Here is a 24841-nt window from a genome sequence, read left to right on the forward strand (position 1 = left end):
ACGGCGTCGAGGTCAGTCGTAGGTCAGCAGGACCGAAAGCGCGTCGTCGGGTCGGTCGTCCAACAGACGGTAGCCGTCGGCGGCCGATTCGACCGGGAACCGGTGGGTGACGAGCCGAGATACGTCCAGTTCGCCGAGCCGTCGCCACGCGACGCGCAGTCGGCGCTCGGTGTCCCAGCGCCCGCGCAGTTCCGGGTCGAGGGTGCTCACCTGCGAACTCGAGATGTCGATTCGACTCCGGTGGAACGCCCCGCCGAGATTCAGGTCCGCGCGCTTATCGCCGTACCACGACCCGACGAGGACGCGGCCGTCGTAGCCCGTCACCGTGACGGCATCGTCCAGCGCCGAAGGGTCGCCCGAAAGCTCGTAGCTCAAATCCGCACCGGCGGGCGTGTCCGGGCGGGACAGGTGAGAACGAACGGTTTCGACGGGTTCGGCATCCGCGTCGATTCCATCGCCCTCGTCGCCTCCGGCGTCGAAACAGCGATCCGCACCCATCTCGCGTGCGAGTTCGCGGCGCGCAGGATAGCAGTCGAGGGCCACGAGGTCCGAGAGCGGGCACTCCGCGAGGAGTCCCGTCGTCAACAACCCGACGACGCCCTGCCCGAAGACGACGGCCTGCTCGCCGACCCTTGGCGACCCGTCGAGGACGAGGTTGACCGCCGTCTCGACGTTCGGCAGGAAGACGGCCTCCTCGTGCGCGTAGCCCTCCGGAATCCGAAGCAGGTCGTCGGGCGAGGCGAGGAAGTGACTGGCGTGTGGCTGAAACGCGAAGACCGATTCGCCGAGGAGGTCCGCCTCGACGTCACTCCCGACGGCGACGACGGTTCCTGCCGCGGCGTAGCCGTACTGGAGCGGGAAGTCGAACGACCCCGAGAGCGCGTCGATGGTCGCGTCCGCGTCCATTTCGGCCGGGGCGTTCCCCCGATAGACGAGGAGTTCGCTGCCGGGGCTGATTGCCGACACCGACGTTCGAACGAGCACCTCCGATGGACCCGGTTCGGAAACCTCCGTCGTTCGAACGTCGAGTTCGCGTTCCCCCGTGAAGTAGACCGCCCGTGCGGATGGCACACCTTCCATGCGACGGATTCCCGGAAATTCTTTGCGGCTACCACGTCGGGTGGCCGCGCAGTCGGCGGAGGGCGTCACACGCCCGTTCACGGACCAGCGGCGCGAGCGGGCGCTCGCAACGAGCGAGATACACGGAGACCGGTTCGTACTGCCCGGTTTCCACCAGCCGAAGCGCCCGCGCGGTCGCCCGGTGGTTGCCGTCTACGACGCGGGGAGGGTGACAGTCTCGCCGGGTCACGGCCACGAGCGGTTCGTTCGATGGATTCTCTCGAAACGACAGGATACGGGAGATATCGACGCCAGTTTCGGCCGTCAGCGTCTCCGGATCGCCCGCCGTAACCGCCCGCGCCGCCCCGAGAATCGTTCCGTCGGGGGAGAGCGCGCGCCACAGCAAGCCGTCCGGACCATCGACCACGCGTAAGTGTTCGAACGACTCGCGGGAGAGCGTCAACCGACGCCACGAAATCGGCTTCTCGCGCCAGATGAAGGACGCCACACCCGGTTTCAGACGGAGGAGACGATCCAACAGCTCGCGCTCCGAGAGCGGTTCGAGGCCCCGATTCGGAACGTTCGCCTTGCGCTGTTCGAGTTCGACCCAGTGACGGAGGACGGTCGCCTGTGAAACCCGCGTCATTCGCTCACAAGTTCGACGCCCGTGAACTCAAATCGTGTGCCCCCGCCCGCCGCTTCGTCGAGCGACACCTGCCAGCCGTGGGCTTCGGCTATCTGCCTGACGATGGTCAATCCGAGTCCGGTGCCGCGCTCGCCGGTGGAGTATCCCGATTCGAACACCTCCTCTCGCTCCGACTCGGGGATTCCCGGCCCGTCGTCTTCGACGAAAAAGCCGTGATCGGTCGTCGCCGGTGTCGTGCGTCCGGTCGGTCCTCCCTGTTGCAGACCGCCATCCCCGGCGATACCGTCGAGTTCGCCGACGCGAACCGTCACGTCGGGGTGGCCGTGTTCGACGGCGTTGCGGAACAGGTTTTCGAACAATCGCTGTAACCGACTCTCGTCGGCGTCGATGGTCGCCGTCCACGAGGAGTCGAGCGTGGCCGACCCGGTTTCGACCGATCCCCACGCGTTCATCGCGATGGTCCATCCGTACACCGGTTCCGTCTCGCTCACCGTCCGTCCCTGCCGTGCAAGCGTTAGCACGTCGCCGACGAGGTTCGCCATCCGTTCGTGAGCGTTCTCGACTCGGTCGAGGTGGTCTTCCTCGTCGGTCGAACGATACAGGTCGAGGTAGCCCTTCGCGACGTTGAGCGGGTTTCGGAGGTCGTGGGAGACGACGCTGGCGAACTCCTCCAAGCGAACGTTCTGACGTTCCAGCTCCCGTTGGTGGGCCTTTCGCTCGTCCTCGCGTTCCGCTCGGTCGAGGGCGGCGGCGGTGTTCGCGGCGAGGAGTTGTGCGTAGTACACGTCGAAATCGTCTAGCTCCTCCGCGCCGAAGGTGATGACGCCACGGGTGCCGAGCGGAACGTATACCTTCGACGTATCGTCCGCGGACCGGTCGTTACTGCCGACCGGCTCGCCGGTCCGGTAGGTCTTCACCGCCGCCTCCCGGTCGAAGGACGGAACGGACCCGTTATGGGCCGTCCGATGCTCCTTCGTCCGTGCGACGAGTCGTGGCGTGGTGTCGTCGTACTCCCAGATGGCGGTCATCGGCAAACCCAAGACGTCCCGTGCGACCCGAACCGCGATTTCGCTCGTGGAAGCGGTGGATTCGGCTTGCATCAGCGTTCTGGTGGCGTTGTGGAGCGCTTCGAGCGTTTCCTCCCTGTCCTTCCGTTCGGTCACATCGCGCAGGTACACCGACACGCCGTTCGAAGACGGATAGACGGTCGCTTCGTACCAGCTGCCGTACTGTTCGAAATACGCCTCGAACGTCGATGGCTCCTGCGTTCGCATGGCCTCCTCGTAGCTGTCGTGGAACGCCGTGTCGGCCGCTTCGGGAAACACGTCCCAGATGATTTCGCCGAGCACTTCCGGCGCGGTCCGGTTGAGTATCTCCTCGGCCCGCTCGTTGACGAACGTGAACCGCCAGTCGTCGTCCAACGCGAGAAACGCGTCGGTCATACGCGCGAGGATTTCCTCGTGTTCCTCTCTCATTCCGAGGAGTTCGGTCACGTCCCGTGAGTTCAACACCAACCCCTCCACGTCGGCGGTCGCAACGTGGTTTTCACCCGTCGTTTCGAGGTAGCGCCACGACCCATCCGCGTGCCGGAAGCGGTAGGTGATGGTCGGGGAGATCTCGGGATTTTCGACCGCCCGATAGAAGGTTTCCACGACGTGCGCCCGGTCGTCAGGATGGATGTAGTCGAAGGCCGTCTCGCCGACGAGGTCGTCCGGGTCGTAGCCGAGACGTTCGACGGATGGGCTTTCGTACCGGATGATTCCTCCCTCGTCGATGAGCGTCACGAGGTCGTGTGAGTGTTCGATGAGCGCCTTCAGTCGCGCCTCGGTTCGCTTACGTTCGGTCACGTCGCGCACCGACCCGATGGTCGCCGTGCGCCCCTCGTAGGTCGTTTCTCGGACCGAGAAGTTTCCGTACCGCGTCTCGCCGTCCTTCGTCAGGAAGCGGGCGTCGTAGGTCGAAACGTCGTGCGTTCCGTCCATTCGGTTTACCGCGATAGCTCGCAGACGTTCGTGGTCGTCCGGGTGAACGAGCGACCAGACGTTTATCCCTCTGAGCTCCGCTTCGGTGTAGCCGGTTATCTCACAGGCACGTTGGTTGACGAAGATGAAACGGTCGTCCTGATAGATGTACACGGCGTCGTGGCTTCCCTCGACCACCGTTCGATAGCGCTCCTCGCTTTCCTGTAGGGCGTCTTCGGTGGTGGACGAGCGAACGACGTTTTCGATTCGGTTCGCCAACACCGCGTACTGCTCGGGCGAAAACTCCTTTCGAAAGTAGTCGGTGACGCCCGCGGAGATCGCTCGGCTTGCGATCTCCTCGTTTCCTGCGTCGGTGAAGAGGATGAACGGAACCCTCGGGAACTCGTCACGGACCGATTCGAGGAGGGACAACCCGTCCGTGTCGGGGAGGTCGTATTCGGAGACGATACAGTCGATGTCGGTCGTACGAAGGGCGTGAAGCGCTTTCTCACCCGATGATGCGGTCCGAAGTCGGAGCTGGCTCGACTTCCGTTCGAGGGAGTTCGCCGTATCTTCGAGCATCTCGGTGTCGCCATCCACGTAAAGAGCGGCGAGAGCTGTCTTCTCACCCATTTATCAATTTCGTCCTATAAACGGAGTATAATACCATAATTGTTATGTTACGATATTGGCGTTTATGGGGATGTGGAGGCCGGACACCTTTATCCACAGGAGACTTCTCTGTTCGAACGGGGACAGTCATGTTCGACGACAGAACTGACGCGGGGCAACAACTCGCGTCGCTCGTCACGCGGGAGGGGGTAGACGCGGACATCGTACTCGCGATTCCACGCGGCGGACTACCGATAGGACGACCGGTCGCGGACGCGCTCGACGTCCCGCTCGACGTGGTTGTCGCAAAGAAATTGGGTGCGTCCGGGAATCCGGAACTCGCAATCGGGGCCGTCGGCGCGGACGGAAGCGTCTGGCTGAACGACGAACTCATCGAGCGACTCGGCGTCGGCGACACGTATCTCGAAGGGGAGAAAGAACGCAAGACTGAGGCGGCCCGAGAGAAAGCGGAAACGTACCGCGGCGGCGACCGCATACCCGACATCGAGGGAAAACGGGTGCTCATCGTGGACGACGGCGTGGCCACCGGTGCGACGACCATCGCCTGTTTGCGGCAGGTGAAGAACGCGGGCGCGAGCCACGTCGCGCTGGCCGTCCCGGTCGGATCGCCGAGTTCCATCGACGAGTTACGCGGCGAAGCGGATTCCGTCCTCTGTCTCGAATCGCCGCTCCAGTTCGGTGCCGTCGGCCAGTTCTACCGAACGTTCGATCAGGTACCCGACGAAGTGGCGAAGACGTATCTAACGGACGAGTAGCGCACGAAAAGGGATGATCCGGGAGGGCCGAACGGGAACACGGGGCGACGACCCCGACAGATAGGATTTCGTCGGGATCGAATCGGCGTTCGGAGAGCGTCGAAGCCTCAAACCGCGATCAGTGCGCGGTATAAGCGTCATTAACGATGAATATGGATTGGTGAAGAACGCACCAAATTACGAAACCCTTAAGTACGTTTCGTCCTAACTCGTGGTTAGGAACCAAGCTTCCGGGATTCTTTGGGTCTTCCCCCTTGGGAGCCTCCGCCAACGCATATACCATGACTACAACCAAGATACAACGCTACAGCGAGTCCGGCGTAACGGCCCACGAACGGGAACACGAGACCGAGGACGAGCAAGAGGAGGGGACCTGTCCCGAATGTGGCGGCCACCTCGTCGCCGACGAGGGCCACGGCGAAACCGTCTGCTCGGAGTGTGGCCTCGTCGTCGAGGAGGACTCCGTGGACCGGGGTCCGGAGTGGCGCGCCTTCGACTCGAAGGAGAAGGACCAGAAGAGCCGCGTCGGTGCGCCGACGACGAAGATGATGCACGACAAGGGCCTCTCGACCAACATCGGCTGGCAGGACAAGGACGCCTACGGCAACACCCTCGGCAGTCGCCAGCGCGAGAAGATGCAGCGACTCCGAACGTGGAACGAGCGCTTCCGCACCCGCGACAGCAAGGAGCGCAACCTCAAGCAGGCGTTGGGCGAAATCGACCGCATGGCGAGCGCGCTCGGCCTGCCGAAGAACGTCCGCGAGACGGCGAGCGTCATCTACCGCCGCGCGCTCGACGAGGACCTCCTGCCGGGACGCTCCATCGAGGGTGTCGCGACGTCCTCGGTGTACGCGGCGGCGCGCCAGACCGGCGTCCCGCGCAGCCTCGACGAAGTTGCCGCGGTCAGCCGCATCGACGAGATGGAGTTCAAGCGAACCTACCGCTACATCGTCCGCGAACTCGGCCTCGAAATCCAACCCGCCGACCCGCTGAGCTACGTCTCGCGGTTCGCCTCGGATCTCGACATCAGCGACGAGTCCGAGCGCCGGGCGAACGAACTGCTCAAGACCGCGAAGGAAGAGGGCGTCCACAGCGGCAAGTCGCCGGTCGGACTCGCCGCCGCGGCCGTCTACGCCGGTTCCCTGCTCAGCAACGAAAAGGTGACGCAGAGCGAGGTCAGCGACGTCGCCAACGTGAGCGAAGTCACCATCCGAAACCGGTATCAGGAACTCCTCGAAGCGGGCCAAGACGGCATCGCGGCCTAAACGGCTTCGATACCGTTCGATTTACGACAACAGATTCGATTCGACCAGAATACCGTTCAATGGAAATGCTATTGGAATGATTATTATACGTGTTTGATTTAAACGGCCGTTACACTAATTTTGCACGCTTTTTTATCATTGGACAGCCATGCCCGGCTCTCGCATCGGGTTGAACAAGCGAGTCGCCACGAGCCTCATATTTCTCATACTGTTCGGTCTCCTCATCGTTCAACCCGGGTTTCTCACCCCTCAATCTAGGGGAGAGCCACGACCGAAAGGTCCCAGCGACGTTCGACTCGTGTCGCCGAACCCGAACAGTTCGGCGAGACTGTGGCCGTTCACGAGCCGTCAGGAGCGATACGATTCGCTGACGCTGCCGATCAACGTCGTCGTCGAGGCGGATTCATCGCGGGTGGTCAACGAACTCAAACACCGACGGGATGCCCAGTGGAACAACGACTCCAACGAGTGGCAGGGCGTCGCCAACGACGAGGGGACGGCTGGCGTCGGCAAACGCGCCGTCGAGTGGCACAACACGACGGGGGCGGTTCGGTACACCTACATCCAAGCGCCGGGTTCGCGTGGCGGGTGGACGACGGAGACGGCCCAACTCCACGACGGTGCATATTTCGGTTCGCGCTACCACCTTCGACTATACGAGGGCGGAAAGGGGACCGGGACCTGGACTGCCATCCAAGCACACCACGAGTACTTCGACTGGTTTCGACTCCGGCACACGGTCGGGTCACTCGAAAAAGCGCAGTACTACCTCGACGGGCAGTATTACGGGAAGTGGTACGTCGACGGCGTCTCCCGTCAACGGTACGCGAACGGGGGCATCATCGACTCCAATGGGTGGGTGTCCATCGTCGACTTGCGGCCGAAGTCGGAGATGGGACCGGTGCCAGCGGCGTTGATGGCCGTCTTACTCCTCGGCTCGGTCGACGTGAAAGGTACCGTCGTGGATTCGATTCGAACCCTCGTTTCACGGTTGGAGAGAAAAACGGTACAACGAGGTATCGCGTTTAGCGTCTCGCTGTTTGGACTCCCGTTGTTCGTGCGCACCGCGAGTATCGCCGTCGAGACGGCCGTCCCGTCCGTCCCGATAAAGGCAATCGCCGGAGCGGGCTACCTCGTTCTCGCTTTCGGTCTCCCACTGGCGGCGATTTCCCTTCCGAGCGGACGACAGTCGACGGATTGGTTCGCCATCGCCATCCTCGCCCTCGGCCTCGGGTTCCTCCTCGACTACCGGAGCATCGGCGTCAACGTGCTTCCGATCACGGTCGTGGTACACCGACTCGCCGTCCTCTGCGTCGTCGGCGTACTCGGGGTCGGCGGTTCGTGTCAGGAGACGGACGGTCGCTGGAACACGTTGGTACAGGCAGGACTCGTCATGTGGGTCGGCGTCCTCGTCTGGCCGTTACTCGACGCCGTCTAAACCGAGAACTGCATGTTCGACATCTTCAGGAACGCCGTTTCGTACCCCTCGTGACGTGACACGGTCGGCGGCGAGTCCACCCGAACCGTGAGTTCGTCGCCCTTCTCGGCGCTCGTCACGTTCGCCCCGTAGTGAAGCCCGATGTCGGGGTCGATGGTGGCGTTCAGCACGTCGTCGAACACCGTCTCTCCGTCCCGCTTCAGCGTCGCCGAGAGGGACAGCATCGGAATCGGATAGCCGTTGTACGGCGTCCGCGGCGAGACGAGGAGGTACGTCTCCTTTGCGAGGTCCGAATCCGGAACCGTCGTGACGAGGAAGTCGGCGTCGCCGCTCGATTTTCGGCCGACGAACCGACCGGGGAGGTCCGCCTTCTCCGAAACGTGGCTCATCGGCATGTCCATCTGCATTGGCGAAATCGCGCCCTTCTGGCCCTTCTTCTCGTCCAGCGTCGTGAACGGAATCTCCTCCAACGTGTCCCGGTCGAACTCGAAGTCGGTCGTGAGCGTCGCGCCGCTCTCGAACTGTCCGGCGAGCGCTCCGGTCCGACGGACGCTCAAGCCCGAAACGCGTACCTTCGCGGTGTATTTTCCGTCCCCGTCGAGGGCCATATTGTCCCCGAAGTGAAAACCCATGTTCTGTGAGAGCATGGGCCACATCGTCCGGGTGTCGCTCCAGTCCCCCTTCGACAGTTCGACTTGGAGGCTCCCGGTCGGGAGGACGGTCCTCGTCTCCGAATCCCAGACGGAGGCCATCAGGTGTAGGTCGTCGCCGTCCTCGATGGAGACCTTCTCCTGCTGTTTGGCCGTTCCGCCGCCCATTAACCAGAAGCGATGCGGATAGGAGTAAAACAGCGCGAGACGGTATCGTCCCTGTTTCGCCATCCCGGCCATCTTCATTCCCTCCTTGTGCGTCGGAATGTACACCGCGTCCGGGCGGTTTTTCACTAGCGGGGGAGCCTGTGGCATCGTCCGCGTCTCGAACAATCCGGAACACCCCGCAAGCGAGGAGACGCCGAGAACGCCAGCGGTCCGCAAAACGTTACGTCGGTTCATTGGTCCGAACTTGCGACCCGCCGCGAAAAGGGATTCTGGTACACCCGTCGAAAAGGGATGCTGATACGCATCAAAAGGGGTTCGTCGCCGAGACACGGGAAACGGTTACTCCGGGTTCGGCGTCGGAAGCGAGCGAAGCGAGCGCGGCGGAACGAGGAAGTTTCCGCGACGGGACACGGTCATGTACTGTAAAATTCCGTTGTTCAACCGCTGACCGACCGAGGAGTTCCCCGCGAGGTCGGTGCCGTTCATCGCGGTACGCGTCTCCTCGAAGTCCTCGATGCTTCGTTGGAAGGCGACGAAATGGAGACCCGCCTTGCCGCCGTCCGTCGAATCGAAGTCCCGGCGGAGGATGACTGGCGAATCGTCCTTCCGCGCTCCCGCGGATTTCTGCGAGTGGCCGACCATCCCGCGCTTCCGAGCGTGGTCCTCCACGTGGTCGATGCACTCGTCCGTCATCCCGCTCGAATCGCCGAGGTTCTCGCCGACGCCCTCGACCTTGTCCTCCTCGGCGTGGACCGGGCAGAACATCTTTCCCACGCGCTGTTCGCGGCTGTCCTGTTCGTACCACTGGTCGAGGTGCAGTTCGATTTTCGAGATGTGCTGGGTGGTCCCGCCCGCGAACGGGCCGTCACGAACCGTTATTCGGTCCTCGCTCGCCTGATTCTTCTTGAAGCCGGACTTGAATCCCATGTAGAGCGGCGCGTCCTCCGGAACCGGTTCCGAGTCCGGAATCCCGCTCACGTCCTGATTGTCGGCGGGCAGACCGTCCCCGACGAATCCCGTTCGTCGGTCCGCCTTCTCGAACACGTCCGCGACCCCGCTCACGTCCACGCCGTTCAGTTCGTTGCGGTTGCCGAGGAGCGCCTCCTCGGCAGCGAGGACGAGTTGTGCGTGGTCGCTTTCGAGTTGCACCACGGCGTCCTGTTCGTCCAGTTCCGGGTCCTCGAACGGCGCGAGCGCCTTCGGGTCCGGAAGCACGTCCTCCGCCCCGAATCGGGCGAAGTAGGACGGGGAGTAGCCGATGGAGAACAGAAGTCCGTCGTGACCCCGTTTGTATGCACGTTCGAGGCTTCGAAGCGACTTCTCGACCGTCTTCCGTTCGGACTCGCTCGGCGTCCCGTTCCCGGCGTAGTTCAGGAAGACGAGCACCTTGTGGCGGGCGGCCACGTTGTTCCCGTACTCGTCCGTGGCGAGAAACCGGTTCCACGCGTGCTGGCGCTCCGGGAGCGTCGAGAGGTCGGACGGCCCCTTCGGTACGTCCGGCATCCCGCCACGGTCGAGGCAGGCGGACAGCGCCGCCGACCCGCCGATGGCGACGGCGGCTTTCATGAACTCTCGCCGGGGGATTCCTCGCGTCGAATCGCTCATCGTTCGACGCTAGCGGGGCCGCGAGAAAAGGGGTTCTGGTACACCCGTCGAAAAGGACCCCGAAAGTGTGAGCGGTGATCGACGGTAACTTGATTCACCGCTCGTCCAACACGTCGTCCACGCGCTCGGCCGTCTCGCTGGCGCGGATGTTCGAATAGCTCTCGTGGGTCGTGGCGATGGAGGTGTGACGGAGCGCCGACTGGGCCAGTTCCGCGTGGCCCTCGCTGTACAGTTGGTGGCCCAATCCGCGTCGCGCGCCGTGCGGTTTCAGGTACTCGCCGTCGATGTCCAGTCCCGCGGACTCACAGAGGCGCTTCATCAGGTTGCGCGCGCCGCGGGTCGAAATCGCGGGGATGACGATATCGTGCTCGCGTATCACGTCGTCGATGTCGGTTTCGTCCAGTATTTTCTCGACCTGCGCGTCCGAAAACTCCTCGCCCAAGGCCTCCCGAGCGGCGCGGTACTTCGACGGCGCGTGGTCGGTCGGAAACACCGGAAACCGTGGTGTTGGCGGGTCCGAAACCCGATGATATCGCTCCAACGCTTCCGCCGCCTTCCGCGGCAGTTGGGCGTACTCGTACTCCCGCGATTTGCCGAAGACGCGAACCGAACCGCCCTCGATGTCCACGTCCTTCCACGCGATGCCGGTTCGCTTGTCGTCCGCCGGGGCGCGGAACACCTCCGCACCGCGGACGCCGGAGAGCGCGAGGAGGCGGACGAGCGCTCTGTCGCGGTAGGCGCGTTCGCGCGACACGTCCGCTTCGCCGTCCAAGGCTTCCTCGACGCGGCGGTCCATGAAGGCAAGGATCGCGCTGCGGTCGCGGGCCGACCAGAACTGACGGGTCGCATCGGCGGTGTCCTCGGGCAGTTCGGCCTGCGCCCGCGAGACGGCGGCCGGATTCTTCGAGATGAGTTCGTCCGCCTCGCAGAAGCCGAGAAACGCCCGGACGTAGGCGTAGTAGGTGTGCGCCGTCGAGGATTTCACCTCGTCCTCGCGGACCTGTCGCTTGAGATGGCGGGCGTAGCGACGGCAGTCGATGACGTCCACGTCGTCGAGGACGCTGACGTCGCGCTCCCGGGTTAGCCAGTTCGCCCACGCCGTCAACACGGACCCGGCGTTGGCGCGGTAGTTACCCGCCTCGATGCTGACGAGGTACTCCTCGATGGCGTCGGTGAGTTTCGTCCCCGTCATGCCAGTCGTGGGTCGAACGTTCCGGTGAGTGCGGTGCCACACCGCGGACACGTCAGGGTCGATTCCTCGTCGACGAAGCGTCCGACCGGGCCGAGATAGCCACAGGAAGGACATCGCCGTATCGGTAGCTGAATCATCGCGATATCGTCCTGTGGGTGCGGAAGCGATAAAAATCTACGTCCTACGTTCCCTCCGAAGCGTCGCAGATGTCGCTGGGCGGGTGCACCGAGATGTGACCGTCACTCTGGATGAAGACGTGGTAGCCGTGGAAGGTGAATCCGACGTGACCGCCGCTGTGGGGCATCCCGTCACGGCGGGGGTCGAACAACCCGTTCAACGCTTCGGGGTCGAATTGATCGAATACCGGTCCTATCTTGGTCGGGTCGGCGCCCATCGATTTCGCGATGGCGTTTATCACGGACGTACTGAGCGGTTCAGTGGTGGTCCAGTCGTGATGCGTGTGGTACGTTGCGGTGGTCGTTGCGGGCGGGTAGGGGTACGTTTCTGATTTGCTCATTGGGACAACCTCCTGTGGGACACGGTGTCCTGTACGTCACACATACACCCTGAAAAATCATAAATCACTGTCAGACGAAAGACGGGTGTCGGTCATACGACCGAGCGCGAAAAGGCAAGACGGGGGACCACCGTCGCGAACGGGGTTGTCTTACGTACTTCGGTTGTCAGTTCGGAATGAACGAAACGAGGGTGGAGAACGGTGTGACGACGAGTACCGGATTAACAGGCGGTTAGGTGGAATTATCAGGTGTATAGTATTCGGGATGGAAAGTGTAGAATGTATAATGTCGTTGCCCGAGATACTCACCGCGTTCAATCACCGGTACCAGTTCGTCGCCGCGCCAGTTCAACTCGTCAGCTTCTGGCTGTCGGTGTCGCTTCCGCTGGTATACGTTCCGCTGCTGTTCGACGGCCTCCGTGAGAAGGTCCTCCCGCTGTTCTTCGGCCTGCTCGTCCTCCATGCGTTCACGCTCTATCTCGGTCACGGCCACCGACGACGAAAGGCATAACATCGACACGAGATGTACGGGGACCGTGCACATCGTTCATCGACGAAACGGGTCGGCGCGGCGACTCGTTTCGCGAGCGGAACACGTCTCCTCCCTCGGGTCGCGGGTCGTCGGACTGGTTCGGCTCGCGGCGGGCGACGAGTACGCACTGGTGTTCGAGTTCGAGTCGGTCGGTGAGCATCGCGCTTCGACGCTAGCGACGCCGCTCGCGCTGGACGTCGTCTGGACGAACGGTGGGCGAGTGACGCGGGTCGCTCGATTGCCGAAATGGACGGGAACAGCCCGCGGGATCGGGGATATGGTCATCGAGTTTCCGGAGGAGAGAGCCGACGACGTGGAACCGGGCGACGAACTCCTCGTTCGTCAGTCCCACTCCTCGCGCTCGACCGAGTAACCTCCGCACTCGGGACAGACTTGATACTGGACCGAGAATGCCGTTTTACACCGCTTGCACTCGTACGGACGGTCCGATTTCTCTATCACTCCGAACCGTCGAATGAGTCCCATGCCCCGCGGTTCGGACGTGAGAAACTAATAGTTCACCGGTGCGGAGTGAAAGTGAAAACGAACGTGATTTCCGTCTGGAATCACCCGCCTTCGGCGGGCTACGACCATCAAGGATGTTCGAATCGATTAGGGTTGGGAAGGCCGAAGGCGGGGATGAGGTTTCGTCTCGTCATCCACGTTCGTCTCGCCGCGAGAGCGACAGTCGATGACACGGTGCAGTGTTCGCGGGTGGGCGCAGGGGTCTCCGGTCGGGAGTCACCACCGACGGAGACGGCATCGCTCGTGTGTCAGGTCGCCGGGTTTCTCGGTCCCCCGCGTCCGTCCGCACCTACCACCAGTTACGGCAGTAAAAAGGAGGTTTTGACCGATTCATCGAAACCGCTTCAGTCGGCGTCGACCGCGTTTTCGGCGGTTTCCATCGCGGCCGCAACGCCGTCCGTGAGCGTCGTGACCACGGCGTTACCGGCGCGTTCCCGCTCTATCAGTCCGTCGTCCGCGAGGCGCTCCAAGTGATACGAGACCGTTCCCGGCGTCCGGTCGAGCGCGTCCGCAAGGTCGGAGACGCTGGCCGGGCCGTCGCGGGCGACGGTTTCGAGGAGTTCGGCCGTCGAATCGTCCGAGAGCGAAGCGGCCAGCTCCGGGTTGTCGTTCCCGGCCGGATGGACGCGGCGTTTCCCGCGAACCGTCGCCGTTTCGACCAACCCTTCCTCTTCGAGAATTCTGACGTGGTAGCGCACCGTCGAACGGGGGATTTCGGTGCGCTCGCTCAGCGCCGACAGGGAGAGTCCGGGTTCGTCGCCAACGGTGGCGAAAATCTTCGCCCGAGTGACGTTATCGAGCGGGTTGGACCCGTCATAGCGGCTATAGCTTCGAACCGTGGTCGACCCGGGTGCCTCGTCGATGTCGGCGTACTCCGCCCCGATGAAGACGCCACTCGGCGTCGGCCCACCGTGGGTCCCGGGCCGTGCCGTCGAATCGGCAGTCAGCGCGTTCGTCCCGGGCGGTGCGTGTGTCGCGTGGTGTACCGACGTGCTCGCACTCGCCGAGACGACGAACCCGAGGGGAACGGTCGCAACGAGGAGCAGGGCGGTCAATACCACGACTGTTCGGGAGCGAGACATGGTTTACCTTTTTCAGTCCTTCGAGAAATGGTGTGTGCACCGGGGCATTATCGCTCTTCTGGTGACGTTCAGCGTGAGAAAAGTGAATCGAAGTTGGAACAGGCCCAATGGCGGCGCTCTTCCTATTTCGCCTCGTAACTCACGAGTTTCATCTCGCGGACCTTCGTTCCGTCATCGTCGTACACGACGCCGTACATCGCGGTGCCGTGATCAGGGGAGTAACAGGCGTCGGTGAACACCGAGCCGTTGATCCGTATCTCCGAGTTGTAACAGCCGATACCGGCGTAGGTCTTCTTCCCCGTTATCTCGTAGGTCATGGTCCCGTCCGAGGAAGGAACCGTCCACGTGTTACCCACGCGGAAGTCGTTTCCGTAGACCCCGTTCATCGACGGGGAGAACATCGTCATGGTGGCGTACTCGCCGCCCGGAAGGAACGCGACTTGGACCATCGCCTCCTCACGCGTGAACGTGGCGGTCCGCTCCCGTGTCTTCCCGTCGTGGGTGAACGTACTCCGCATCGTGATGTTCTCACCCTCGACCGATTGGATATCCCAAACGATTTTCCCGGTTCCATCGTCCATCTCGTAGGTTTCGTAGGTGTAGGTGCCCGGTCGCTCGAACGCGAACGGGAGGAACACGTCGTCTTGGGTGGTTCCCGCGTCACCAGCACCGCTACCGTCGCCACCGGACGAGCCGGAGTCGCTCCCGTCACCCGCATCGAGTTGGTTCGACACGCCGGCACATCCGGCGAGAACGACAGATACGACGACGACGAGGAGCGTAACGCGTCGCATGTTACGCCAATCGAGCCGCGAGTTTTCCGAATACGGGGAGAGCGTACCGTTCGTGCGAGTACGCCTTGTACAGCAGGAAGGCCCACGTGAGGAAGGCGACGAAAGCGACGACGAAGTACACGAGCGAGAACAACAGGGAGAGTAATCCACCGAGGCGCGGGATGAACAGCAACACCATCTGAAAGACGGTCATGCCGACGTACACCGCGAACAGCCCGACGCCGAAGACGATGCTCTGTGCGGAGTGGAACCGGACGTACTCGTTGTCACCTTCGAGGAGGAAGAACAGAATTCCTGTGAGAGGACTGAACAGATACGCCAGCGCACCCGCGATGTTTTCGTCGAGTCCCGTTCCGGTACTCGAACTGGCCGATTCGGCAACGTCGGTCGTCGTTTTTGGTTCGACAGCCATGAAGATAAGTGGAATCCACGAATGATATAATTACTGAGCGGTATATTTCCGTACCGTGGAACCGTCCCACGTCTCGAAACGCGGTTCGAAGTGTGAAACACTATACCAGAGAACTACCATGTGACAGTCGATGAGTGACGGTAGAAACTCGGAACTCGTCGTCACTGCTGTCAAGCGAGCGGACACGTTACACGCGTTGGACGGCCGCTCGCTGACGCGCTCGGAGCTACAGGACGAGATCGACGTGTCGAGAACCACGACGCATCGAATCGTTCGGGAGTTGGCCGATAAATCGCTTATCCGCCGTGTCGACGGTGTGTACGAACTCACCCCATTGGGACGAATCGTGGCAAAGGAAGTCGAACACCTACAGGACACCGTTTCGGTCGCCGAACAGCTCTCCGCACTGCTGCCGTCCCTCGACCGAACGGATATCGACGTGGAATACCTCGCCGAGGCGACCATCACCGTACAGGAGTCGAACGACCCGTACGGACCCGTTCGCCGGTTCATCACGCTGTTACGCGAGTCGGAGACGCTGTGTGGGTTCGACACGACGACCATCGCGCCGATGTACGTGGACGAAATCCGTGACAGCATCATGGCGGGGATGCGGACCGAAATCATCTACCTTCCCACGGTCATCGACCAGCTACTCAACGACCACCGCGAGGAGACCGAGAACGCCATCCAGAGCGGCGAACTCGACCTGTACGTTTACGACGACTTGCCGTTCGGGCTGGCGATCTTCGACGACCGAGTCGGTATCGGCGGCTACGACGAGAACGGCATTCTCCGCGTTTTCGTGGACACCGACGCCCCGGAAGTCCGCTCGTGGGCGGAGTCGCTCTACGAGGAGTACCTCGCGGAGGCGACGTCGATTCGGGAGCACGACGACTGGGGGAAGTGACTCAGTCGCGGAGGTCGTCGCCCGTTTCGAGCCCGCTCGCCAACGCGCGGTGAACCCGTCCTTCGCCCGCGACCCAATCCCCGGCGAAAAAGAGGTCCGAGGCGGCCCCCTGTCGTAGCACGTTTTTATCGGCTCCGCCGTTCGGGAGCGCATCCCGCCAGCGAATCACGTCGTACCAGTCGGGGGCCGCGAGCGGGTGTTTCGAGAGGAGGTCCGCCGTTCGGTCCGCGACGTCGGTGGCGATGTCGAAATCGTCGTCTTCGTAGCGCGAGGCGGACCAGTCGGGAGCCATCTGCACGACGAGCAGGCTCTCACCGTCCGGAACGTGCCCCGGTTTGCAGGATTCCCTCGACAGCCATCCGACTTCGTGGTCCTTGTCCGCGTTCACGAGCGCGTAGTACGGCCGCTCGATTTCGAACGAGTAGTGTAACGCGACGGTAAGAATCGGTCGGTAGGGGACGTGACCGACGTGTTCCCGAAGCTCTCGGCGAACGTCTCCCTCCCACTCCGCGAGGTCGAGGAGGGACGCCGTAATCGGCGCTGGGGGCGTGAGAACGAGGGCGTCCCACGGGCCGTACTCCCCGCCGTCCGCGTCCTCGACGTACCACGCCTCGTCTCGGCGGAGGCCGGAGATTCGAGTGTCGGTTCGGACCGTCGCGTCGCTCGCCTCGCACAATCGTTTTCCGAGCGTCCCGATTCCGTCCCGAAACGTCCACTTCGGGGTCTCCTCGTCGCGGCCCTCGGAAATCTCGCCGTCGGCATCGAACGTCCAGACCGGCCCTTCGGTTTCGACCAAGCCGTCGTCGAGGTCACGGATGACGCGCGAAACGCGCTCGTCGTCGCTTTTGACGTAGTTCGCGCCGACGTCGTAGACGCAATCATCCCGCTCGTGCGTCGCGGCGCGACCGCCGACGCGCTCGGTGCGCTCGAACACCGTCACTTCCGCGTCATCGCCGACGGAGAGGGCGACCCCGAAACCGGCGACGCCGCCGCCCACGACTGCGATGCGGGTCACGTCATCGCCTCGGTCGGTCGTTTCGCGTGGTCGGTTCCCGACGTCGATTTTCCGTCGATGAGCGTTTCTTCTCCCGGGAAGGCCATGCTACGAGGTCGTTCGACCGCTCGCGGCAAAGTGATTGTGGCACGGCGAGTGCGGTGGTTACGACGTGGCGAGTGCGGTAGTCGTGGGACGACGGATGAGGGGACGATTTTCGAGCGTTCACGAAGAGAGCGGTACTCGACGGCGGTTCGCCGACTGTCACACCACTACCGCACCACTCCCATCGATTCCATTTCCTATCCGTAAAATGACAGATATTCGCCAATTTCTTCGACGGGAAATCCCCCTGATGCAAAAGTTGAAGGAATTCCTGTCGAATCGGGATGTAAGAGAATGGACAACGAACAACAACTGCCGGTCGGTCATCTCGTCGCCGACGACACCGAAGTGGCGATTCCCGTCGTCGAAATCCTGACGGGGCGTGGCTTCGTCACCGGAAAATCGGGAAGCGGGAAGTCGAACACGGCGTCGGTCGTTGTCGAGCAACTGCTGGACGCCGGCTATCCGGTCGCCATCATCGACGCGGACGGCGAGTACTACGGCCTGAAAGAGGAGTACGAACTCCTCCACGTCGGCGCCGATGAGGAGTGTGACATTCAAGTCGGCTCGGAACACGCCGAGAAGGTCGCCTCGTTGGCGCTCGAACAGAACGTGCCCATCATCCTCGACGTGTCGGGGTTTCTGGACGATGACGAGGCCGACGCACTCATCCGCGAGACGGCGCGTCACCTGTTCGCCAAGGAGAAGAAGCTGAAAAAGCCGTTTCTGCTCGTGGTCGAGGAGTGCCACGAGTACATCCCGGAGGGCGGCGGCATGGGCGAGACGGGCAAGATGCTCATCAAGGTGGGCAAGCGGGGGCGGAAACACGGCCTCGGAATCATGGGGATCAGCCAGCGACCCGCCGACGTGAAAAAGGACTTCATCACGCAGGCGAACTGGCTGGTCTGGCATCGACTGACGTGGGAGAACGACACGAAGGTCGTCAGTCGAATCGTCGGAAACGAGTACGGCGAGGAGGTTCCGAACCTGAACGCCGGGGAGGCCTTCGTGCAGACGGACTGGACCGACGGTGGAATTCGGCGCGTGCAGTTCGATCGGAAGCGGACGTTCGACGCGGGGGCGACGCCGGGGTTGGACGACTTCGAGCGCCCGGAACTCAAATCCGTCAGCGACGCGCTGATGGAGGATTTGGAGGGCATCACCGAGCTACAGGAACAGGAACACGACCGCGTCGCCGAACTCGAAAGCCGACTGGAGCGCAAACAGGAGCGGATCGCCGATTTGGAGAACGAACTACAGACGGCGCGGGACGTGTCCAACGCCGCGCGCAAGATGGCGAACGCGCTCGCCCACGGAGACCTCGGAGGTCCCGAGGAGTTCGAGGAACGACTCCGCGAGAAGAACGAGCGCATCCGGGAACTCGGAGAGCGCGTCGAGGAACTGGAGAACGAGCAGACGGAACTCCGCTCGTTCGAGGAGTGGAACGGCGGGATGGGGGACGTCGAGGAGGACGCTCGGAACGAGTTCGAATCGGTCGAACCGGCGGAATCAGTCGAAGCGGACGAATCCACCGAATCGGTGAAATCGGACGACTCGTCCGACTCGGTCGAGCGTCCCGCTCCGAGCGATGCGGGCGAGCGGACCACGTCCGCCGACGAACGACACGAAACCGCAGCAGAAACCTCGAACGGGACGCGAAGGCGCTGGGGGGCGAACGTTTCGAGCCCCGAGAGCAGGGAGAGCCCGGACGACAAGGGTTCCATCGAAGCGTATCAGCGGAAACTCAAGGAACGCGGGCGGAGACTGGGAAGCGCCGTCTCGAACGACTCGGTTCCCGACACCTCCTCGCTCACGGAGCTGGCGAACGCGGAACCCGTGGCGGTGCGCATCGAGGCCGCGCGACGGGAGTCGCTGTGCAACGAGAAACACACGTGGGACGTGGTCGAGGCGCTCGCGTCGGGAGGACCGATGACCGTCCACGAAATCGCGGCCGCGGTGACGGCGTCCGTCGAACAGATCCAGAGCCTTCTCGCGGAACTACGGAATCGGTCGCTCGTCACGCGGAACGATGCACGTCAGTACGCCCTCGACAGGGAGGAGATGATTTCGGTCATCACCGACCCCGACGAGCGGGCACATCACAGCGAACTCCACTCTCAGTGGCGCGACTAACGCCACTCCTCGTCTATTCCGGCGTCCTCTTCCACGTCCACGAGACCACGCGGTTGCCACTCGCCGTCCGCCCGGCAACGGGCGATGAGCGCGATGCCGACGGTAAGGAAGACGGCGACGAAGAGGGCATAAACGAGCAAAAACACGCCGAGCATCATCGTCGTCGATACGCGCCGTAGGGTCCTCGGTCTTTCGGCGTCACTCCTCGGTTTCCGAGGGGTCGTAGAGGAACCGGAACGCACCGGCGACCATCAACCCGGCACCGAGCGCCATCGCGGCGTAATCGATGGCCGACTCCTCGCCGAGGAGTCCCGGGAACGCCATAAACGCGAGCCAGCAGACGCCCAAGATGGGAAGCACGAGGGCCATGAGACGTCGTTTGTGGGTTTTCTTCGTCGTTTCGTCGTTCATTTGTTGAGCCACGCGTGATCAGCCTGTGTCGGGCTCACGGCGTGAATGCTTATATGTTTCTGTTAATTCGGGAAGTTTTTATTGCATCTTTCAGTATTTGGTGCCATTGTTCGAAAATATCAGAAAATTGGGACAGTAATCCGTGAGACATGTCTCAGTGAGCGTTGTTTCTCGGACGGTCGAAACGGGGGAGGACCGAAGTGGGGGCCGAAGGGACGGAAGCGAAACACGGGAAGGGAAAAGTAAGCGAAGTGGACGAAAGGGATGCAGAAGAAGAGCGGAGAGGAAAAGAAAGGAGACAGCCCCCGTGGACAACCCGGCGAAGCCACGAGCGGGAAGGCGAGGTGGACAACACCTCGGATGGACGAATACCACGTACCAATCTGCCACGCACCATGCGTACGAACCGTACAATGCGCGACCCTTGAAGATTGCTATTCTGATTCAATGCATCCGAGCTATTTTAAATATTACCTTGCTTCGCCCACGGTAGCGCGCTGACCGGAGCTGGGACGGGGTGCATCGAGATGCTTCTGTAGCCAGAGTTCGACCGTCGTGATGGACGAAATCGTCTTCAGGTGGTCCGCGTGCCCGTCGAGGTGTTCGTGCTGGAGGGTACGAACGCCGTTCGAATCGAAGACGTCGCGGTCACAGGCGGCATCCAACAGTCCGTTCACGAACGACCGCATCGTCGGGTCGTTCCGGTACCAGCGACCCATCAGGCACGTGTCCGGTCCGACGAAGCGCTTTTTCAGGTTGTCGGCGACGAATCCGGCCGTGTGGAGCGCGAGCGGTGACGTCGGCGGCCGCTTCGTCCGATTGTAGGGAACCGTCGCGGACGGCCCGCCGACCCGTCGCGCAACCTCGAGTTTGAGCGGCGCGACGGCCGTGGGAATTCGACCACGGGTTCCGGGAAGGGACCCGATTCGATAGCGCTGGAAGGGCATCCGGGCGACGTGGTCCATGAACTCGCCGTCGGCGAAGGGGACGCGGGTCCCCGCCTGACTCCGATACAGCCGATTCGAGCGGAAGTGGGAGTCGGCGAACAGTTGCCAGAGCGCGTCTAGCGTGCGGTGTTCCCGACGGTGTTGTGTACTGTCCTCGACCACGCGACCCACGGATTGGACGGGTGAGATATCCGAAGAGAGGAGCCTCCGAACGTCGTCGGGCGAAATCTGTCCCTTCTGGGCGACCAGCGCGTCCACCGACGACATATCGGTCAGATACGAGCGGTAAAGTACGTCGCCGAAGAACTCGCCTTGACTGCTGCCTTCGAACAGCACGTCCACCTCTCCCGACACGTCGTTCAGAACCGGCGGGAGGTTGACGAAGAATCCCCACTGTAACATCCCGTCCATGATGTCCACCCCGCGTTCGACGGTTTCGACGAACTCGCTCGCGGAGTAGCCACAGAACTGGTTCGGAAGGGAGAGCGATTCGGCGACGCGTTCCGCACCCGTGCGGTCCTCCTGCGTCGCGGAGTTGTCGTAGGTGAACGTCCGAAAGGTTCCGATTTCGTCCTTCAACGCGGAGGCGAGCGTTCTGCTGTCGAGTCCCCCGGAGAGCCACACCCCCACTCGTCCGTCGATGGTGTCCGCGGCGTTCTTGACGACGCGTCGATACCGACGCACGGCCTCGTCGACGTATCCGTCCGTCGGGTCGATGCCGAAATCCGGTTCCCAGTACCGACGCGTTTCGACGTTGCCGCCCTCGTGGCGGAGATACGTTGCTGGTCGGAGCGAGCGAACGTCGCTCACCAACGTTTTGTGACCGAACACGTAGCCCATGAACAGCATGTCGCTCACCGCCCGTTCGTCCACTCGCGGGTCGTGTAGTTGCGTGACGAGCGACGAGAGTTTGCTGCCGAACAGGAATCCGTTGACGGTCGAGTAGTAACACGGCCGCGTGCCGAGTTTGTCGGTCGCGACGACGGTAGCGGAGCGGTCGGCGGCGACGAGCAGGAACGGGCCGCTGAGTTTCGGAAGCGTGCCGTCGGGGTCCGAAAGCACCCGCTCGAAGAGTTCGTCGTTCGACCATCCCAGTTCCGCGCGGTTCGAGATCACGCCGTGAAGCACGCCGACGCGTCGTCCGTCGTGCCACGTCGTCCATCCGTTCGGGTCGCGGTCGCCGTGGTGAACGAGTCCGATTCGACGGTCGCCAACGGTTCGTTCGACCGTTCCGTACCATTCCTCGTCGTCCATCGTGTCGAGCATCTCACCGAGCGCTCGACTGCTGACAGTACCACCGGTTACGCCGGGCATAGCAGAGAAGTTCACGAGAGCCTATATTGTTATGAGACGCCTTCGACGGACGTAGGACCGACGTACGAACGCGCGTAGGGCGAAAATAACAGGACCGGCTCGCCTTACTGTGAGTCGTCGCCGAAGAACTCGGCACAGAGTTTCCGCTCCGCCGCGCGGAGGTGTTCGTGGAACGTCGAACGCGAGATGCGCATCGACTCGGCGAGTTCCTCCCCCGTCACCGGTCGCGGCCAGTCGAAAAAGCCGCTGACGTAGGCCTTCTGGAGCGAGGTCAACTGCCGCTCCGTGAGGGTGTCGGTGAGGCTCTCGATGAAGTCCTGTTTGGTCTTCGCGGGGCGTTCGTGGTGGCGATAGGCGAGTAGTTCCGTGCCGGCGTACGACTCCTTCAGGCGCTCGATGAGGCTACGAACGTCGGCGTCCTGCGGGAACTCGACGAGGACGCGGGCCTCGTCGGGCGTCGCCGTGATGTCCTGCGTCTTGCCGCCGTAGTCGGACATCGTGGAGACGAGCGTCCCCGGCGGGAGGACGAACTCGAACACCGTTTCGTCGTCCTGTTCCGCGACCACTCGCGCGTCGAGCACGTCGTCCCGTTCCGCGACGATTTCCAGTACGTCCTCGGTGGAGTCACAGCGCATGGAGAAGAACGAGACGACCGACCCGTCGTCCCGGTTGGTCGACTGGAGGTAGGTGATTTCCGCATCGGTGCGCTCCGCGATGTCGACGAAGAAGAGGTCGGAACTCCGAAAGGAGAACTCGGCTTCGACCACGCTGTCGGCGATGAGGATTCGGCGCGTCTCGCGGGCGTTGACGGCGCTCCCGATGGCCCGGGCGAGCGAGCGAAGGACGACCCGTTCCCGCTCGTCGAACGCGTCGGCTTTCGTCGCACAGATGGCCAACACGCCGTACTCCGTGTCGTGATACGACAGCGGGACGGCAGCGACCGCGGAGCAGTCCTCGACGTCGAGGGTATCCGTCCGTAACTCGCCGGTTTCCATCGCCTCGGTGACGATGGGGTGGTCGGGTTGGGGGTCACAATCCCCGGCGACGGTTCGCACATCCACCCCGTCGGTTCGAACGTTGCGCTCGCCGATCCACGCGAAGTTGTAGGGTTCGACCTGCGTCACTTGCGTGCAGACCGCCGTCTCGATGGCCTCACGGGTCGGCGCTTCCACCACCGCGCTCGTGACGTCGCCGAGGAGTCCCTCGATCCGTTCGAGGAGGTGTTCGAGTTCGGTGGCCCGCCGGTGGGCGGCCCGTTCGGCGCGTTTTCGCTCCGAGATGTCCATCTGGAACCCGACGAAGTGGGTGACGGTTCCCGTCTCGTCCCGGATCGGCGCGATGTCAACGCTGTTCCAAAACTCGGACCCGTCCTTGCGATAGTTCACCAGTTCGACCGAAACCGGCACCTCGTCCTCGATGGCGCGGCGCATCGTCGCCACCGCCTCGGGGTCCGATTTCTCCCCCTGTAGGAACCGGCAGTTGTGGCCGCGGACCTCCTCGGCCTCGTATCCTGTCAGTTCCTCGAACGCCTCGTTTACGTACAGGAGCGGTTGGTTGTCCGGTTTCGCGTCGGCGATGGTGATGCCGACCGGAGCTTCGTTGATCGCGCGCTCCTTCAGGTCGAGTTCGGCGACGACGTTCTCCGTTGCGGTGGTATCCGATTCGCGGAACAGGACCGTCACGCCGTCCGAATCGGGGTGAACGGTGGCCTCGTGCCGGGTGCCGATGGTAACGAAAAACGACTCGGTGCGGTCGGTTCGTCGTGCGGTCTCGCAGCGGTCGAGGATGGTTTCACCGACCTTGGTCGGGAGCGCCGTCGGCAACCGCTCGTCGATACCGACGCCGAGGAGTTCGCGGGCCGGGTCGTTCAGGTAGGAAACCCGCCAGTCGGAGTCCAGCGCGAGGAGTGGGATAGAGAGTCGGGAGAGCGCCTGACTCGCCCCCACGCGCGCTTCGTCAGGGATGTCCATACCCACTCTAGGGGCCGACGGAAAATAGTAGTTCAGTTATCGGCGACGGGTCGGGTGCTCGCGACGAGGCGTGAGTACGGGCGATCCGATCGGACGGCTGGTAGTTTTCGATGGAGACTGCACCGTATAGAAGTGAAAACGGCCTCTCGGTTCGCTCGTGCTTCCGATTTTTCTGCCCGAAACTACTTTTCCGGTCGCTCGCCCATCAATCCCTCCGTCAGGATGGTTATCACGGTGTCTTTGAAGGAGGAGTACCCCCATCCGTATTCGTCGTAGGCTTCCTTCTGGGCCACTATCAGTTCGAGTACGGACAGTAACTGGAAAATCACTTCCGGACGCAGATCGTTTATCAATCCGTCGGAATTCGCTTGAATATCCTCGACGATGGGCGAGACGCGCACTATGATATCGCTTTTCACTTCGTCCACGTCCACGTGGTTCATCGACCGGAGGGTGTTTTGTGGTTCCCGATGACTCCGTACCAGCAGGTCCCGTTTCTCGAACTCCGTCGCCCACGTCCGAAAGAGGCGTTCGAGTTTCCGTTCGGGATCCGTAATCCCTTCCACTTCGGATTCGATCGCATCGATCACCTCGTCCTGTTCCCGGAGGAGGACTCTGGTGTACATCTCCGTTTTGCTGTCGAAGAACCGGTAAAACGTGCTCTCGGCGATGCCGACCGGTTCCGTGATGTCCTCGACCGTCGTCTTCTGGAACCCGTACAGCGTGAATAGCTGTTGTGCTGAATCGACGAGCGCGCTCTCTATCTCGTCCCGCTCCTCGTCGCTGAAACCGGGCATACGTGAACGAGCAGTAGTACAAGGTT

At 62.5% G+C, this 24841-nt stretch carries 24 protein-coding genes; 7 read left to right on the forward strand and 17 right to left on the reverse strand.

Annotated elements, in window-relative coordinates:
• Positions 1 to 12: 12 nt before the first annotated feature.
• The 3 genes from LJF34_RS19575 to LJF34_RS19585 are packed head-to-tail and all read right to left on the reverse strand — an operon-like array spanning position 13 to position 4299.
• Positions 13 to 1071: a zinc-binding alcohol dehydrogenase gene (locus LJF34_RS19575; protein WP_231187010.1), complete on the reverse strand. Its 1059-nt coding sequence runs from the start codon at positions 1069 to 1071 to the stop codon at positions 13 to 15.
• Positions 1072 to 1108: 37 nt separating this feature from the next.
• Complete coding sequence (locus tag LJF34_RS19580) at positions 1109 to 1705, reverse strand: hypothetical protein (RefSeq protein ID WP_231187012.1); 597 nt, start codon at positions 1703 to 1705, stop codon at positions 1109 to 1111.
• On the reverse strand, positions 1702 to 4299 hold the full coding sequence (locus LJF34_RS19585) for a PAS domain S-box protein (RefSeq protein WP_231187014.1): 2598 nt from the start codon (positions 4297 to 4299) through the stop codon (positions 1702 to 1704). Before LJF34_RS19585 ends, LJF34_RS19580 begins: the two co-directional genes overlap by 4 nt.
• Positions 4300 to 4427: 128 nt before the next feature.
• On the opposite strand from LJF34_RS19585, the gene LJF34_RS19590 reads away from it, so the two are divergent.
• The 3 genes from LJF34_RS19590 to LJF34_RS19600 all read left to right on the forward strand — a co-directional run bounded on the left by LJF34_RS19590 (position 4428) and on the right by LJF34_RS19600 (position 7757).
• Positions 4428 to 5054, forward strand: a complete 627-nt coding sequence (locus LJF34_RS19590; RefSeq protein ID WP_231187016.1) for a phosphoribosyltransferase family protein — start codon at positions 4428 to 4430, stop codon at positions 5052 to 5054.
• Between the two features lie 281 nt (positions 5055 to 5335).
• Positions 5336 to 6319: a transcription initiation factor IIB gene (locus LJF34_RS19595; RefSeq protein WP_231187018.1), complete on the forward strand. Its 984-nt coding sequence runs from the start codon at positions 5336 to 5338 to the stop codon at positions 6317 to 6319.
• A gap of 148 nt (positions 6320 to 6467) precedes the next feature.
• Positions 6468 to 7757: a hypothetical protein gene (locus tag LJF34_RS19600; protein WP_231187020.1), complete on the forward strand. Its 1290-nt coding sequence runs from the start codon at positions 6468 to 6470 to the stop codon at positions 7755 to 7757.
• Here LJF34_RS19600 and LJF34_RS19605 read toward each other — a convergent pair.
• The 5 genes from LJF34_RS19605 to LJF34_RS19625 all read right to left on the reverse strand — a co-directional run bounded on the left by LJF34_RS19605 (position 7754) and on the right by LJF34_RS19625 (position 11889).
• Positions 7754 to 8809, reverse strand: coding sequence for an iron transporter (locus tag LJF34_RS19605; protein ID WP_231187022.1), 1056 nt, complete (start codon positions 8807 to 8809; stop codon positions 7754 to 7756). The two genes, LJF34_RS19600 and LJF34_RS19605, sit on opposite strands and share 4 nt — an antisense overlap.
• Positions 8810 to 8914: 105 nt before the next feature.
• A complete protein-coding gene (locus LJF34_RS19610) occupies positions 8915 to 10180 on the reverse strand; it encodes a Dyp-type peroxidase domain-containing protein (protein WP_231187023.1) in 1266 nt (421 codons plus the stop codon).
• 94 nt (positions 10181 to 10274) lie between these two features.
• Positions 10275 to 11372, reverse strand: a complete 1098-nt coding sequence (locus tag LJF34_RS19615; RefSeq protein WP_231187024.1) for a tyrosine-type recombinase/integrase — start codon at positions 11370 to 11372, stop codon at positions 10275 to 10277.
• Positions 11369 to 11509: a hypothetical protein gene (locus LJF34_RS19620; RefSeq protein WP_231187025.1), complete on the reverse strand. Its 141-nt coding sequence runs from the start codon at positions 11507 to 11509 to the stop codon at positions 11369 to 11371. Before LJF34_RS19620 ends, LJF34_RS19615 begins: the two co-directional genes overlap by 4 nt.
• 44 nt (positions 11510 to 11553) lie before the next feature.
• Positions 11554 to 11889, reverse strand: a complete 336-nt coding sequence (locus LJF34_RS19625) for a HalOD1 output domain-containing protein (protein ID WP_231187026.1) — start codon at positions 11887 to 11889, stop codon at positions 11554 to 11556.
• Between the two features lie 286 nt (positions 11890 to 12175).
• Here LJF34_RS19625 and LJF34_RS19630 point away from each other — a divergent pair, with 286 nt between their 5' ends.
• Together LJF34_RS19630 and LJF34_RS19635 are read left to right on the forward strand one after the other, a co-directional pair.
• Entirely contained in the window at positions 12176 to 12400 is a 225-nt protein-coding gene (locus tag LJF34_RS19630; RefSeq protein WP_231187027.1) for a hypothetical protein, read from the forward strand.
• Positions 12401 to 12425: 25 nt separating this feature from the next.
• Positions 12426 to 12794, forward strand: a complete 369-nt coding sequence (locus tag LJF34_RS19635; RefSeq protein WP_231187028.1) for a DUF192 domain-containing protein — start codon at positions 12426 to 12428, stop codon at positions 12792 to 12794.
• Between the two features lie 496 nt (positions 12795 to 13290).
• On the opposite strand, the gene LJF34_RS19640 is transcribed toward LJF34_RS19635, so the two are convergent.
• The 3 genes from LJF34_RS19640 to LJF34_RS19650 all read right to left on the reverse strand — a co-directional run bounded on the left by LJF34_RS19640 (position 13291) and on the right by LJF34_RS19650 (position 15234).
• Entirely contained in the window at positions 13291 to 14028 is a 738-nt protein-coding gene (locus LJF34_RS19640) for a helix-turn-helix domain-containing protein (protein ID WP_231187030.1), read from the reverse strand.
• Positions 14029 to 14150: 122 nt separating this feature from the next.
• Positions 14151 to 14822 carry a hypothetical protein gene (locus LJF34_RS19645; RefSeq protein ID WP_231187032.1) on the reverse strand — a complete coding sequence of 224 codons (672 nt, stop codon included), beginning with the start codon at positions 14820 to 14822 and terminating at the stop codon, positions 14151 to 14153.
• A gap of 1 nt (position 14823) precedes the next feature.
• Positions 14824 to 15234: a hypothetical protein gene (locus LJF34_RS19650; protein ID WP_231187034.1), complete on the reverse strand. Its 411-nt coding sequence runs from the start codon at positions 15232 to 15234 to the stop codon at positions 14824 to 14826.
• A gap of 130 nt (positions 15235 to 15364) precedes the next feature.
• Between LJF34_RS19650 and LJF34_RS19655 the strand changes: the two genes are divergently transcribed.
• Positions 15365 to 16144 carry a hypothetical protein gene (locus LJF34_RS19655; RefSeq protein ID WP_231187036.1) on the forward strand — a complete coding sequence of 260 codons (780 nt, stop codon included), beginning with the start codon at positions 15365 to 15367 and terminating at the stop codon, positions 16142 to 16144.
• 1 nt (position 16145) lies between these two features.
• Here the strand turns inward: LJF34_RS19655 and LJF34_RS19660 are convergent, their stop codons facing one another.
• Positions 16146 to 17159: an FAD-dependent oxidoreductase gene (locus LJF34_RS19660; protein ID WP_231187038.1), complete on the reverse strand. Its 1014-nt coding sequence runs from the start codon at positions 17157 to 17159 to the stop codon at positions 16146 to 16148.
• A 378-nt stretch (positions 17160 to 17537) separates the two neighbouring features.
• On the opposite strand from LJF34_RS19660, the gene LJF34_RS19665 reads away from it, so the two are divergent.
• Positions 17538 to 19376: a DUF87 domain-containing protein gene (locus tag LJF34_RS19665; RefSeq protein WP_231187040.1), complete on the forward strand. Its 1839-nt coding sequence runs from the start codon at positions 17538 to 17540 to the stop codon at positions 19374 to 19376.
• Here LJF34_RS19665 and LJF34_RS19670 read toward each other — a convergent pair.
• The 5 genes from LJF34_RS19670 to LJF34_RS19690 form a co-directional block, all read right to left on the reverse strand.
• Positions 19373 to 19531 carry a hypothetical protein gene (locus tag LJF34_RS19670; RefSeq protein ID WP_231187042.1) on the reverse strand — a complete coding sequence of 53 codons (159 nt, stop codon included), beginning with the start codon at positions 19529 to 19531 and terminating at the stop codon, positions 19373 to 19375. The genes LJF34_RS19665 and LJF34_RS19670 overlap by 4 nt on opposite strands.
• A 43-nt stretch (positions 19532 to 19574) precedes the next feature.
• On the reverse strand, positions 19575 to 19787 hold the full coding sequence (locus LJF34_RS19675; RefSeq protein WP_231187044.1) for a hypothetical protein: 213 nt from the start codon (positions 19785 to 19787) through the stop codon (positions 19575 to 19577).
• A gap of 470 nt (positions 19788 to 20257) precedes the next feature.
• Positions 20258 to 22048, reverse strand: coding sequence for an asparagine synthase-related protein (locus LJF34_RS19680; RefSeq protein ID WP_231187046.1), 1791 nt, complete (start codon positions 22046 to 22048; stop codon positions 20258 to 20260).
• A gap of 104 nt (positions 22049 to 22152) precedes the next feature.
• Complete coding sequence (locus LJF34_RS19685; protein ID WP_231187048.1) at positions 22153 to 24018, reverse strand: bacterio-opsin activator domain-containing protein; 1866 nt, start codon at positions 24016 to 24018, stop codon at positions 22153 to 22155.
• A 182-nt stretch (positions 24019 to 24200) separates the two neighbouring features.
• Positions 24201 to 24815 (reverse strand): TetR/AcrR family transcriptional regulator, encoded by a 615-nt coding sequence (locus LJF34_RS19690; protein WP_231187050.1) that lies wholly within the window; start codon positions 24813 to 24815, stop codon positions 24201 to 24203.
• Positions 24816 to 24841: the final 26 nt, after the last annotated feature.

Origin of the sequence: Haladaptatus sp. DYF46 (genome assembly GCF_021083305.1) — an archaeon.
GTDB lineage: Archaea > Halobacteriota > Halobacteria > Halobacteriales > Haladaptataceae > Haladaptatus.

Coding starts and splice junctions, on each gene's coding strand:
- LJF34_RS19580 (WP_231187012.1), bottom strand. CDS start 1,705: ATGACGCGGGTTTCACAGGCGACCGTCCTCCGTCACTGGGTCGAACTC.
- LJF34_RS19585 (WP_231187014.1), bottom strand. CDS start 4,299: ATGGGTGAGAAGACAGCTCTCGCCGCTCTTTACGTGGATGGCGACACC.
- LJF34_RS19590 (WP_231187016.1), top strand. CDS start 4,428: ATGTTCGACGACAGAACTGACGCGGGGCAACAACTCGCGTCGCTCGTC.
- LJF34_RS19595 (WP_231187018.1), top strand. CDS start 5,336: ATGACTACAACCAAGATACAACGCTACAGCGAGTCCGGCGTAACGGCC.
- LJF34_RS19600 (WP_231187020.1), top strand. CDS start 6,468: ATGCCCGGCTCTCGCATCGGGTTGAACAAGCGAGTCGCCACGAGCCTC.
- LJF34_RS19605 (WP_231187022.1), bottom strand. CDS start 8,809: ATGAACCGACGTAACGTTTTGCGGACCGCTGGCGTTCTCGGCGTCTCC.
- LJF34_RS19610 (WP_231187023.1), bottom strand. CDS start 10,180: ATGAGCGATTCGACGCGAGGAATCCCCCGGCGAGAGTTCATGAAAGCC.
- LJF34_RS19615 (WP_231187024.1), bottom strand. CDS start 11,372: ATGACGGGGACGAAACTCACCGACGCCATCGAGGAGTACCTCGTCAGC.
- LJF34_RS19620 (WP_231187025.1), bottom strand. CDS start 11,509: ATGATTCAGCTACCGATACGGCGATGTCCTTCCTGTGGCTATCTCGGC.
- LJF34_RS19625 (WP_231187026.1), bottom strand. CDS start 11,889: ATGAGCAAATCAGAAACGTACCCCTACCCGCCCGCAACGACCACCGCA.
- LJF34_RS19630 (WP_231187027.1), top strand. CDS start 12,176: ATGTCGTTGCCCGAGATACTCACCGCGTTCAATCACCGGTACCAGTTC.
- LJF34_RS19640 (WP_231187030.1), bottom strand. CDS start 14,028: ATGTCTCGCTCCCGAACAGTCGTGGTATTGACCGCCCTGCTCCTCGTT.
- LJF34_RS19645 (WP_231187032.1), bottom strand. CDS start 14,822: ATGCGACGCGTTACGCTCCTCGTCGTCGTCGTATCTGTCGTTCTCGCC.
- LJF34_RS19650 (WP_231187034.1), bottom strand. CDS start 15,234: ATGGCTGTCGAACCAAAAACGACGACCGACGTTGCCGAATCGGCCAGT.
- LJF34_RS19655 (WP_231187036.1), top strand. CDS start 15,365: ATGAGTGACGGTAGAAACTCGGAACTCGTCGTCACTGCTGTCAAGCGA.
- LJF34_RS19665 (WP_231187040.1), top strand. CDS start 17,538: ATGGACAACGAACAACAACTGCCGGTCGGTCATCTCGTCGCCGACGAC.
- LJF34_RS19670 (WP_231187042.1), bottom strand. CDS start 19,531: ATGCTCGGCGTGTTTTTGCTCGTTTATGCCCTCTTCGTCGCCGTCTTC.
- LJF34_RS19675 (WP_231187044.1), bottom strand. CDS start 19,787: ATGAACGACGAAACGACGAAGAAAACCCACAAACGACGTCTCATGGCC.
- LJF34_RS19680 (WP_231187046.1), bottom strand. CDS start 22,048: ATGCCCGGCGTAACCGGTGGTACTGTCAGCAGTCGAGCGCTCGGTGAG.
- LJF34_RS19685 (WP_231187048.1), bottom strand. CDS start 24,018: ATGGACATCCCTGACGAAGCGCGCGTGGGGGCGAGTCAGGCGCTCTCC.
- LJF34_RS19690 (WP_231187050.1), bottom strand. CDS start 24,815: ATGCCCGGTTTCAGCGACGAGGAGCGGGACGAGATAGAGAGCGCGCTC.